At 35.0% G+C, this 12,533-nt stretch carries 8 protein-coding genes and 1 other annotated feature; of the genes, 4 read left to right on the forward strand and 4 right to left on the reverse strand.

The annotated features are described in order from the left end of the window. Positions 1 to 122: 122 nt before the first annotated feature. Positions 123 to 3,098 (reverse strand): transglycosylase domain-containing protein, encoded by a 2,976-nt coding sequence (locus tag MT489_RS19270; RefSeq protein WP_244683186.1) that lies wholly within the window; start codon positions 3,096 to 3,098, stop codon positions 123 to 125. Between the two features lie 143 nt (positions 3,099 to 3,241). Next, positions 3,242 to 3,463: a binding site (T-box leader), on the forward strand. A 50-nt stretch (positions 3,464 to 3,513) separates the two neighbouring features. Here MT489_RS19270 and tyrS point away from each other — a divergent pair. After that, positions 3,514 to 4,779 (forward strand): tyrosine--tRNA ligase, encoded by a 1,266-nt coding sequence (gene tyrS / locus MT489_RS19275; RefSeq protein ID WP_244683187.1) that lies wholly within the window; start codon positions 3,514 to 3,516, stop codon positions 4,777 to 4,779. A gap of 13 nt (positions 4,780 to 4,792) precedes the next feature. On the opposite strand, the gene MT489_RS22370 is transcribed toward tyrS, so the two are convergent. Continuing rightward, entirely contained in the window at positions 4,793 to 6,067 is a 1,275-nt protein-coding gene (locus tag MT489_RS22370) for a sensor histidine kinase (protein ID WP_244683188.1), read from the reverse strand. Positions 6,068 to 6,147: 80 nt separating this feature from the next. After that, positions 6,148 to 7,392: a sensor histidine kinase gene (locus MT489_RS19285; protein ID WP_244683189.1), complete on the reverse strand. Its 1,245-nt coding sequence runs from the start codon at positions 7,390 to 7,392 to the stop codon at positions 6,148 to 6,150. Positions 7,393 to 7,550: 158 nt separating this feature from the next. Between MT489_RS19285 and MT489_RS19290 the strand changes: the two genes are divergently transcribed. Both MT489_RS19290 and MT489_RS19295 read left to right on the forward strand, forming a co-directional pair. Next, positions 7,551 to 7,919, forward strand: a complete 369-nt coding sequence (locus MT489_RS19290; protein WP_244683190.1) for a VOC family protein — start codon at positions 7,551 to 7,553, stop codon at positions 7,917 to 7,919. A gap of 1,248 nt (positions 7,920 to 9,167) precedes the next feature. Next, entirely contained in the window at positions 9,168 to 9,671 is a 504-nt protein-coding gene (locus tag MT489_RS19295) for a hypothetical protein (RefSeq protein ID WP_244683191.1), read from the forward strand. A 201-nt stretch (positions 9,672 to 9,872) separates the two neighbouring features. On the opposite strand, the gene rpsD is transcribed toward MT489_RS19295, so the two are convergent. Further along, a complete protein-coding gene (rpsD, locus tag MT489_RS19300) occupies positions 9,873 to 10,475 on the reverse strand; it encodes a 30S ribosomal protein S4 (protein ID WP_244683192.1) in 603 nt (200 codons plus the stop codon). A gap of 386 nt (positions 10,476 to 10,861) precedes the next feature. On the opposite strand from rpsD, the gene MT489_RS19305 reads away from it, so the two are divergent. Continuing rightward, on the forward strand, positions 10,862 to 12,274 hold the full coding sequence (locus MT489_RS19305; protein WP_244683193.1) for a sensor domain-containing diguanylate cyclase: 1,413 nt from the start codon (positions 10,862 to 10,864) through the stop codon (positions 12,272 to 12,274). The last annotated feature ends 259 nt before the right edge of the window (positions 12,275 to 12,533 follow it).

Genomic DNA, 12,533 nt, shown 5'->3' on the forward strand with positions numbered 1-12,533 from the left:
TGAACTCATTCGATTTTAGTAAATCAATTTTAATAGAGTTAGGACAAATCGCTAATATAAAAATTTCAGTACTGATTGATAATAATCACACAAAAAAACCGGGCATTGGCCCGGCTTTCCTATTATGAATTTTCTTCTCCAGTGTTATTACCACCGTTATTTTTTTTGTTTTCTTCATCCTTCTTTTTCTGTTCTTCTTCTTTCTTTTTTTGCTCTTCAGCCTTTTTCTTTTCTTCCTCTTGTTTCTTTTTCTCTTCTTCTTTTTTCTTTTGTTCTTCCTCTTTCTTCTTCTGCTCTTCAGCTTTCTTTTGCTCTTCCTCTAATTTCTTTTTCTCTTCTTCTTCTTTTTTCTTCAGCTCATCACCATTACCAATTTTCTCGGATGGTTTTGATTCTCTGCCTGCAATATCGACTGCAACGACGTAAAACATTCCGTCTCCAACTTTATGTGATAGTTCTGCATCGGTCATGATGGAGGCAATCTTTTTACCTTCCTCTGAATAAATACGATACCCAATTACATCTTTACTAGAAGATGCACCCCATTTGATCGTTCCATCAGAGTAGGAAGCGTTAACGCCTGCAGGAGCCTTTCCATCATCATTCAGCTTATCGTCGGCAACTAAGAGATCTTTCCATTTTGAGTTATCCTTTGGAATAAGTTGAGAGAAGTCTTTCACATATCCCATTGTTATTCGTTTTAGGAACTCAGGATTAATAACTAAGCCTTGCTTTGTAAATTCTTCTGGAGTCGATGGCAGTGCAGCATATTTTTTATCTCCAGCTAAAACATAACGACCACCAGCACCTAAGCTATCATCTGTTTTTGAAGGAACATATTTTGCGTTGAAAATATCTGCTTGAATGAGCCCAGCTTTAGAACATGCCTCTGATGGCAGCATACCAGATACTGCACAATAAGAGCGATTGACGATTCCACCTGGCATTTCGAATCGTTTATTATCTTTTGGCTTAACAATGTCTGGAGCTGCATCATAGGCGGCATTCATTAAGTTAGCCCAGATTCGATAGTTTCTAAAGTCATATCCTTGACTCTGAGGTTTGTTTGATTTGTATCCCATCCACGTTCCCATTGTCACATTTGGATTTGAAACTACGAGCCAAGAATCTTTAGATTCGTTGGAAGTTCCTGTTTTACCTGCCCAATCTGCTTTAAATTTCAACATAGGGGGTAAGCCAGCAGCTGTACCGTATTTCAAAACGTCCCGCATTACATCTGTCATTAAATAAGCGGTTTGGGGACTAAATACATCGACCGGTTCTGATTTATGCTCGTATATGATATTACCTTTCTGGTCGGTAATTTTTTCAATCATGTAACCGTCAATAAACTTACCACCGTTTGCAAAAGTAGTATAAGCATTTGTATTTTCTTCTACGGTAACACCAACTGTTAGTCCCCCAAGTGCTAGGGCAGGAGCGGCGTAATCCCTCGGATCTAAACTTGTAAAGCCCATTTTCTCTAAGAATTTCAATGGTTTTTGATCGATAATTTTCATATACGTGGCAACTGCAGATGCGTTATATGACTTTGCTAAAGCATATCTAGTTGAAACTAATCCATAAAATTTATTTCTTGTGAAGTTATGAGGTGTCCACGTCTTACCACCAGCCGGAATATTATATGGCAGGTCTGCAACAATAGCTCCCGGGGCACTCGCACCCAGTTCATAAGCTGGTGCATAAACGAGTAATGGTTTCATGGTCGACCCATTTTGTCGTTTAGCTTGTGTGGCATGGTTATATGGGTTCAAATTATAATCGCGTCCACCGACAAAACTTAATATTTTTCCCGTTTTATTTTCAATCAATATAGAACCAATTTGAACAGGATCATCTACTGTTTCCATCTCACCAGTTTCTTCGTTTTTAACTTCCATCTTGTACGTCGGACCATAATTTTGATATTCATCTTTTACTTTTTGCTGAATATCATATATGTCTTTATTGATAGTAGAATGAATATTATACCCATTTTGACGTATATCTCGATTGGCGAGAGTCCAATATTTGCCGAATAATTTATTGTCCTTTTTCAATTCGTCCTTAGAATACCCGTCTTTATTCGCTAATACCTCAGTTAATACGTTGACTGCTCTTTCTTCCAGTTCAAATGTAAGTGCAGGATATTCCTCAAATGTTCTTGGTTGTCTTGGAATAAAATCCTTCGTAATATCGTATTTTAAGGCGTCTTTATATTCTTTATCCGTAATATAATTCTCTTTTTTCATCCTACTTAGAACGGTCTTCATACGATTCAAACCTGGTTCAAGTCCTTCAGGGCTTTTAAGTTCACCTTTATTTGTAAAAGGAGTATATCCGAATGGACTTTGTGGCAATCCTGCTATAAACGCAGCTTGAGGTAAATTTAGATCTTTTGCTTCAATTCCAAATATACCTTTAGCAGCAGCTTGCACTCCACCAATGTTTTGTCCTGAAGAATTCCGCCCAAAAGTAGATACATTTAAGTATGCCTCTAAAATTTGGTCCTTATCTAGGAATCTTTCAATTCGTAGAGCAAGGAGAACTTCTTTTGCTTTACGATCAAAGGATACTTCATTTGTTAAAATTTGGTTTTTTATAAGCTGCTGTGTAAGTGTACTTCCCCCAGATTGTACCGAAGAGTTTGTAAACTCCTGAAACACGGCACGGAATAATGCTTTCGGAACAACACCTTTATGCTCATAAAAATATTCGTCTTCTGTAGCAACAACAGCTTTCTTTAAATATTCCGACACGTTCTTAATGCTGACTTCTTCCCGATCAATATCCGAGCGGAGTTTTCCAAGTGGGACATTATTAGCAAAATATAAAGTTGACGTTTCTTCATATTGATGAATATCTTTGACCATTGAAGCTTCAGCGCGTACTTTTTCGTCCTTTACGAGAGCTGCAAAATAACCAGCTCCAACTCCTCCGGCAAAAGCACCGCCAATCATGATGACGATTAAAAGCAGAAGCAGTAAATTCCAAACGACACCGTATGTGATGCGGACTCCCTTACCGATATTTTTAAAATTAATAGCGGAAGCGAGCTTATTCATTCGTTCTTTGCCTCTATTTTCGCGATTTGTCATAAGTGTTAATCCCCCCAAAATCATTCCTATTATAGCATAATTGAATGGTTTGGTATGTAAAATTGGAACAAATTCCGCGTCTACATTGACATTATTATGGAAATATGTTTAAAATACGATATATTAAGTATACATTTCAATAGTGATAAGCGTTGATAGGAATAAGTAATCAGCTGTCCCTGTTTATTAGAGAGCCGGTGGGTGGTGAAAACTGGCACAAACAGTATGATGAATTACCTCCTTGAGCTTTTGCCGTGAAAAAGAGTAGTGGCAAACGGTTAATAATCGTTAATGTAATTAAGTGAGGATATGGAAATTAATATATCCTAAGTTGGGTGGTAACACGGTAAATAGTCGTCCCTTCGTTTTTTACGAAGGGGCGTTTTTAATTTTTAGAGGAAGTGGTGAATAAACAATGAGTCAATTATTAGATGACTTAAGATGGCGTGGAATCATATATCAAGAAACAGATGCTGTAGGCATGGAAGATACATTAAAAAAAGAGAAAATTTCATTGTATTGCGGTGTGGATCCTACTGCGGACAGTATGCATATCGGACATTTGTTACCATTTTTAACACTTAGACGTTTTCAAAAGCATGGTCATCGTCCAATCGTGTTAGTTGGTGGTGCAACAGGGTTGATCGGGGATCCAAGTGGAAAGAAAGAAGAGCGCCAATTACAAACAATTGAACAGGTTGAGAAAAACGTTCAAGGAATTAAGAAGCAGCTTGAACAAATATTCGATTTTGACGGTGAAAATGCTGCCGTTATGACGAATAATTTTGATTGGGCCGGTTCGATGGACCTCATTACGTTTTTGAGGGATTTTGGTAAAAATATCGGTGTTAACTATATGCTTGCGAAAGATACTGTCGCTTCACGACTGGATACAGGAATATCATTTACGGAGTTTTCTTATACGATACTTCAAGCGATTGACTTTTTCAAACTCTATCAAAACTTGGATTGTAAAATGCAAATTGGTGGAAGTGACCAATGGGGGAATATTACGACAGGTCTAGAGATGATTCGTAAAATGGCGGGTGAAGGAGCAAAAGCGTATGGTATGACCATTCCACTCGTGACAAAAGCAGATGGTACGAAGTTTGGAAAAACTGAAGGTGGAGCTATTTGGCTTGATCCTAAAAAGACGACTTCATATGAATTTTATCAATTCTGGATTAATACAGCAGATGCAGATGTCGTGAAATACTTGAAATTTTTTACATTCTTGGATAAAGAAGCAATTGAAGAACTTGAAATTGCAGTTAAAGAAGAACCGCATTTAAGGAAAGCACAGCGAGCACTTGCCGAAGAAATGACTCGACTAATTCACGGTGATACTGCGTTAGAGCAAGCCATTCGAATTACTGAAGCTCTTTTTAGTGGCAATGTAAAATCATTAAATGTTGATGAAATTGAGCAAGGATTTAAGGACGTCCCATCTCATGAACATCAAACTGGAGATGATTTGAATCTAGTCGAGGTTTTAGTCGCAGCAAAAATTTCTTCTTCTAAACGTCAGGCAAGAGAAGACATTCAATCTGGTGCAATTTCTATTAATGGTGATAGAGTGACTGATCTTCAATATAGTCTCGGTGATGAAGATCGAATTGGAAATCAATTTACTATTATCCGCCGTGGAAAGAAAAAATATTATCTAATTAGATTTAAATAAGGAAAAAGCCAGCTCAGTTATTGTAGGAGCTGGCTTTTTCACGTTGTTGTTCTTCAATAGGAAAAGAAAACTCAAAACTCGTTCCTTTCCCAATTTCACTTTTAATATTTATTTTACCTTTCATGGCTCGTACTATATTAAAAGCAACCATAACCCCTAGACCTGTACCCATTTCTCCTTTTGTGGAATAATAAGGTTCGCCTAAATGTTCAATTTGCTCTTGTGTCATGCCTTTCCCTGTATCTTGAACACGTATATCTATATTTGTAGAGGTGGATTCAACTTCAACAGTGACTGTCCCGCCATTTTCCATCGCTTCAATAGAATTTTTAATAATATTTATAAAGCATTGATGAAAGCTTTGTCGATCTCCATGAATCCAAACTGACTCTGTCCATTTTGTTTGAATGCTTACTAGACTCCTGGTTGCAGCTGGTTGTAGTTTATTAATGACAAATTGTAGTTCTGAATTTACATTTAATGTTTCAACCGTTGGTAATTCGGGTTTTGATAGTGTTAAAAAGTTCCGAATGACTTTTTCGGCAGAAAATAACTCACTCTTTAATATAGAGAGATATTGATCACTCTTATCTTTTGAAATTGTCTCGTCTTGCATAAGTTGAACAAAGCCTATCGCGGAAGTTAGGGGATTCCGTATTTCATGAGATATAGCAGCTGCCATTTTCTCTACCACTTCTAATCGCTCAGCTTTTACTAGATGTTGATGGAGTTTAACAGTTTTACAAGTGATTTCAATGGTTATTGAAATAATTAATGCTCCAATAGGCTGCAGTAAAAGATAGGCAAAATAAATATCAAAACCGAGATTGTCTTTTTGATAAATATCCATGAATAAGGGAGGAAAGAAGCTGACAATGAATGTCATTCCTGTAAAAAAAATAATTCGTTGTCGTGCGGAAAGCTTTAAAAACCATGGGAATATTCGCCAAAATATTAATGATATTACTATTATAAAAATACTTGTAGCGAAATACCCTATATTGAATCCATACAATCCTCTTAGAATAATTGTTAAAAGTCCAACAATTGGTCCAATTCCCGCATAGAGTCCGCCAACCATAATAGGAATAATGCGTAAGTCAATTACGAATTCTTCAAACAAGCGATAATTAAAAATAAAACATACAATTATTGAAACAATAGAAAATGCAATAGCTGTATTTTTAAATGACTGTAGTTTATTAGACATTCCTATCCATAGCATACAAAAAAAGAGCACTATGATTATTAGGGATAAGTTGAAAAAGAAATGTAAAGTTATTTCCACTAGGCAATCTCTCCTGGTTGGACAATTTAGGCATTTCTACTTTTTGTGAAAGAGATATACAATCTTGTTATATCTAGAATTTATGTAATGCGATTAAATGAAAACCTAAATGTCGTGCCAATTCCAATCTCACTTTTTACATCAATTGTTCCTCCCATAGCTCTAACAATACTATATGCAACCATAATCCCTAGGCCAGTCCCTTTTTTTCCATTAGTTAAATAGTACGGTTCTCCTAGTCGTTTTAAGCTACTCTTACTCATGCCAAGGCCGGAGTCTTTTATAATAATGAATATATTTTTTTGTGTACATTCAGTTTCTATTAATACATCCCCGCCATTTGGCAATGATTCTATCACATTTCGCAAAATATTGATGAAGCATTGTTGAAATTTTTGTCGGTCACCATCTAGGTAAACCTTTGCAGAGAATTTAGTTAATAATTTGACGGAATTTATGTTTGCTAAAGGTTCAAGAAATTTTAAAAGACGAAATAATTCTTCATTAACATTAAGTTTTTCAACTGATTCAATTTGCGGTTTAGAAAAAGTTAAATAGTCCTTTATGACTTGTTCAGCGGCTTCTAACTCTCCTTTAATAATCGAAAGATATTGTATTTTCTTTCTGGATTCCACGGACTCTTCATCTAATAACTGCGTAAATCCAATTGCTGAAGTCAATGGATTCAGTATTTCATGAGAAATCGCAGCCCCCATCTGTTCAACAGCTTCTAATTTTTCGGTTTTTAATACTTGTTGGTATAGTAGATGATATTTTTCTATCATTTCTATAATAAAAGAGAGCATAGCCACGCCTATAGGGAGAACGATGAGAAATGCAATAAAAAAATCAAACATTAGATAGGATTGATCTAAGACTTCTAAATAAATGATTAGACTGATACTTGATAAAATAGTAAAACAAGTTGAAATTAATATTCTGTGATTAGAACGTTGCCTAAGGAACCAAGGAGAAATAAACCAGGATATAATACCAAACAAACCATAGTAACATAATACAAAATAGAATCCATAATCAATCCCATGGATAGCTCTTAGAAAGATTATGAGCAGACCTAATATAGGGCTAAACCTCATATATAGTGCACCAATTACATAAGGAACCATTCGTAAATCCAGCACGATTGAGTCACTAATTCTGTATGAAAACAAAAAGCATAATACAATCGAAGCTATACAATAAAAGAGTGCTGTTTTTTTATAATATTGAAAACCTTTGAAACGTTTTACCCACATAAAACAAAGAAAAAGCAAGACTATTAATAAGGCTAAATTAAAAAGTAAATGAGTCGTTAAGTATTCCAAGCCTCTACCTCTCTTCATTTGTAGTTATGTAGATAAATCTTACTATGCCGAACGAAATATTTACAACACTTTTTAGCAATTTTAACCATTAAAAGATAGATTTTGCAAAATCTTTAGAGTATATTGACTTTAAGTAGTTTTATTTGAGGAGGGAGCCCATGAAAGGAACGAATATTGCACCTTGGCTTTCTGTAAGTGATGGAGCTAAGGGAGCAGATTTTTATAAAAGAGGATTTGGTGCTAAAGAAGTATATCGACTTGGCGAAGGAGAATCTGTGATTATTTGCCAACTTGCGATAGACGGAGCTTTGTTTTGGATTCAAGAAGACCCTAGCTCAAGTCCTGAAGTGTTGGGCAAGGGATCGGTTCGGATGATTTTAACTGTAGATAATCCTGATGAGATGTTAGCAAATGCCGTTGCTGCTGGAGCTAATGTGATTGCGCCTATCTATGAAGAACATGGATGGAGAATTGGCCGCATTGAAGATCCATTCGGCCATCAATGGGAGATTGGAAAACAGATTTAGGAATAGTTTTAAGACTGTCTGATATATCAAAAATATAAATAGGGAAGGAGTAACTATAGAATCCAAAATTAGAAAAGGGGAATTCTACAATAATATGTTTGGTTTTATTAGAAGTAAGTGCAAGTTATGTAAAAGAAAGCTAGAAAGCAAGTCACTCCGGAAATATGTGAACGATAAAGGAAAAAAGATAAAAAATTGTTTGCAATGTACGATTTATGCTGAGAGAAGGGCGTATAGAAAAATAAATTAATAGACTATGTTATACAATTTTTTTTAATAAAATTACTACCTGTTTGTTAGAGACCATTGAATGAACTATCTGCTAGACTGTTTTAATAACGCTTGTCATACAATGCAAGTAAACATGCGAAGATACGAAGTGAAGGTGCTTTTATGCAAGCGTTAGTCTATATTATATTTTTTTCACCACAAAAGAAACGTCGAATAAAAAGCCATGTCCCGGTCGACGTCGATGGATTTATATCTTGCCGGCCAGTACGTCGCAGAACAGGCGCTTCAACTTACTAACCGATAGTCTAGTTCACTTAAGGAGGAGAGGAAGAAGATAACAAATAAAATAATAGTATATATAATAAGTTTAATTATCTCTTTTTTTTCATGTTATGCTTTGTATAAATTATACTTTTCGATCGTTATGGAAATCGGAGAAAGAAATCCTGAAATTGACAATGTTGCAGCAGCAGCCCTCTCTATGTTTTTTGCCCCAATAATATTATTTATATTTAATATTATGTTCTATTTATCTCTATACTTCATATCAATCAGAAAGTTTCCTAAGCACTTGTCTTCCTGGAAACTTCTCCTACTAGATAATAAATCTTTATGGTTAAATTTTCTTAGACTAACGTTATATTTAATATGTTTATGGACAGTGATTGATACAGTACAAGAAGAGGTAGTTCCTATGTGGGTTATTATAACATTGCCCATTAATATGATTGTATATGGATATTGGGTCTTACAAATGATTGTGGAAGGATCTCTTTTTTTGAAAAATTAAGGATAATATTTAAATCGACAAAGCGCAGATTTAAATTGTTTGTAAAAAAAGGATAGGAAGACAATTTAATCTCTCTATTGTAGATATATCCAAAAGATGGATGCACCTTGGTAATTTAAAAGAAAGTTATTGGAACGAGGCAGTTAATTGAATAAATAAAATACAGCTTAATAAATTAGATTTAGAAGGTTCACATTTTTATGGATGAAAAACAAAGGGGCGATAGTGTGAGAAAAATGATATTTTTATTGTCATTCTTACTTATTGTCGTAATGGTTTTGTTTCTTCCTTCCAATCAACCAAAACAAGTAAGTACTCCTCCATCCAATCAAACTGATTTAATGGAGACAATGTATATTGTTGAAAAAAATAGTACAATTGATTATTTAGAAGCGGAAGAAATGCCACCTAATGAAAGATGGCATTATATTAAAGATTTGAAAAATGCTACTTCAATAATTGTTCTATGTCATCCATTATCTTTTGAGATTGATAATCAAGAGCTGGTAGAAGAAATTGCTGACTCATTTCAAAAATCGAAGTACGTAGAGAAAAGTGAGTATCCAAGTAATGAAGCAGATGTAAAGTTATATTTCAAGAAAAGGGATGACTTTATTATGGCCGGCAGATTTTATCTGCAGCAAGGTGTGATTATTTCTCCAGAAGGGCCAATCATAAAAATCGATTTGGAAACAGTAAAAAAAATAATGGAAAACGCTGATTGTAAATAACTATTTTAGTTAATATACTCCTAAGCTCTTAGCGGAAGCTCAGTAGTCTCTTCTTTAACACGATAATTTTTCTAATGATATAAACTTCTAGACTTTCACTTAAGGAGCATTTATATTATAACTTGAATGCAAAAAAGCCCTAAAACCTCTATGTATAAAGGTTTTAGGGCTTTTGTATGCTGTACACTACAAGCAATCTTATTAACGTGAGTAGAACTCAACGATGAATGCTTCGTTAATTTCAGAAGGAAGTTCAGAACGCTCTGGTATACGAGTGAATGTTCCTTCAAGTTTATCTGCATCAAAAGATAAAAATTCTGGTACGAAGTTTGTAGCTTCAACAGATTCTTTAATGATGTCAAGGTTACGTGATTTTTCACGAACACTGATTGTTTGGCCAGGAACCACTTTGTAAGATGGAATATCAACGCGACGTCCATCAACTAGGATATGACCGTGGTTTACCAATTGGCGAGCTTGACGACGTGTACGCGCAAGACCAAGGCGATAAACCATATTATCAAGGCGTTGTTCAAGTAAAATCATGAAGTTTTCGCCGTGCTTACCTTTCATTTTACCAGCTTTAACGAACGTATTGTGGAATTGACGTTCGTTAACTCCATACATATGGCGAAGCTTTTGTTTTTCTTGAAGCTGTAAACCATATTCAGAAAGTTTTTTACGTTGGTTTGGACCATGTTGTCCAGGTGCATAAGGGCGACGATCTAATTCTTTTCCAGTACCACTTAGAGAAATTCCAAGACGACGGGAAAGTTTCCAGCTTGGGCCGGTATAACGAGACATAGTAGTCTCCTCCTTCGTTTTTATTTTGTTGTAAAATAAAAACCGATTATGAGACAGCATTTATGTGTATTTTGTTTTCATGCACCTTCGCCCTAGCAGCGGCGGGTTACGTGATGCACCTCGAATATTATAATTCTGAGGAACAAAATACTAGCATAATGTGTTCATCTAGGCTGCATTATTTTACACAACGACCATTATATTATCTTTATTATGTAAAGTCAACAATCGAAAAATGAATTATTAAATATATATGTAGGTAAAAAGGTCTATTTGTGCTATAATTATTCTTAAGTAGTTTAGTAAATGTAGGTTTTATAACAATTTACATATAGGTAAAAAGTCTCTGTTGGGATTATTATAACTTGATGGGTGGTTGATATGGAATGCCAAATCGGACAAATCCCATAGAAGAAAGTCAGTCTTTAGAAGAAATAAGGTATAGAGAACTTTTTAGAGTAACTGAAAAATTCCATTCAAGCATGGATATTAATATTGTATTAGCTGAAATTATCCAAACACTAAAAAGAGTTTTTCCTACTTACGATTATTTTTTGCTTTTATCAAACGATCATGATGCGAGCGAAGACCTACCTATCAAAAGCTTAGAATATAATTCTGAAAACGTTTCAGCTATATCATCTTATGTAAATGCTGCTGTTGAACTCGAAGATAGTGAATATCCTGTTATGTATGCACCCTTAAAAGGGAAACAAGGTGTATATGGTGTGTTGCAGGTCAAATCACATTTAACTTCGCCGCTTGAGAACAGTCAAATTGATTTTATTCGTTTGTTAGCCAATACTGCGGGGAATGCATTAGAAAATGCAAAGTTGTACCAGCAATCCCAAAAGCTAGTTGAGGATTTACGGTTGATAGATGAAGTATCTCAAAAACTTAATTCTACTTCAAGCTTAAGTGAAACAATGAATTATTTACATAATCAAATTAAAAAGTCATTTCAAGCATCAGCCATTGGATTTATTATTTTAGGAGATGGAGAACCCAGAATTTTAGAGGGGAGTTCCAGTTACTTTGAAGAGGAGCACGGTAAAAAACTAATTAAAGCTGTATTAGAGCGCATTGAAAATAGCAATGATTCTCTTTTTATGGGCGAAATTAAACAAATGCCAGTTCCTGTTCAGTTAACATTTGGTTCGTTAATGGCAGTTCCGATGATTCATAGTAACTCTCTAAACGGTATAACCATTGTACTTGGTGACTTGCCATATAGTTTTTCATTTGAAAAATTTAAGCTTCTGCAATCCTTAATTCAACGCTCTTCTTTAGCAGTAGCTAATTTAATGCTTCGGGAAAAGTTGGAGAAAATGGTGATCACAGATCAACTTACCCAGCTATTTGCCAGAAACTATTTAAACGAGATGATAGAAAAATCGATGCAAACGGACCGCGAAGGAACGTTTATCCTCATTGATTTAGATGATTTTAAAGAAATTAACGATACATACGGACATCAAACAGGTGATCATGTTCTTATACAAGTAGCTAATCTTATTAAAAGTAGTCTACGACCATCCGATATCGGTGCACGATGGGGAGGAGAAGAGCTTGCCGTGTATTTACCTGGAGTTCCGATCGAGAAAGGATCACAAATTGCAGAACGACTCATTAATCATGTATCACAAAATACTAAGCCGACAGTAACTATGTCTTGCGGAGTTTCAAATTGGGATTTTAGCCAACCTGATGAACTTACCCAATTATTTAGCCGCGCGGATGCTGCTCTTTATGAAGCAAAAAATGCTGGGAAAAATCAAGTGGCAGTAAAAGCAAAATAATATAGACGCTACTCTGTATCGCATTTTCAGAATGTTGAAATTAACGATAGTAAAAGGGTAGCTTTTTTGTTCCTTTGAAGAATTACATAGGATTTCATACAATTGAGATAATTAATCAAAGGAGTCAAAATAAAGAGGATATTATTAGGCAAAGGTTAAACAGGAAAAGAAGCATTGTACAAATAAACATCACATTGGATAAATTCAAGGTTTATGTATCAATGAACATTATTTTAAAAAAATGGGTTATTTCAATAAC

Source organism: Lederbergia wuyishanensis, from assembly GCF_022900255.1.
Classification (GTDB): domain Bacteria; phylum Bacillota; class Bacilli; order Bacillales; family Bacillaceae_C; genus Lederbergia; species Lederbergia wuyishanensis.

Excerpts from the sequence above, each read along its gene's own strand:
- MT489_RS19305 (WP_244683193.1), top strand. The coding sequence starts at position 10,862 with ATGCCAAATCGGACAAATCCCATAGAAGAAAGTCAGTCTTTAGAAGAA.
- MT489_RS19270 (WP_244683186.1), bottom strand. The coding sequence starts at position 3,098 with ATGACAAATCGCGAAAATAGAGGCAAAGAACGAATGAATAAGCTCGCT.
- tyrS (WP_244683187.1), top strand. The coding sequence starts at position 3,514 with ATGAGTCAATTATTAGATGACTTAAGATGGCGTGGAATCATATATCAA.
- rpsD (WP_244683192.1), bottom strand. The coding sequence starts at position 10,475 with ATGTCTCGTTATACCGGCCCAAGCTGGAAACTTTCCCGTCGTCTTGGA.
- MT489_RS19290 (WP_244683190.1), top strand. The coding sequence starts at position 7,551 with ATGAAAGGAACGAATATTGCACCTTGGCTTTCTGTAAGTGATGGAGCT.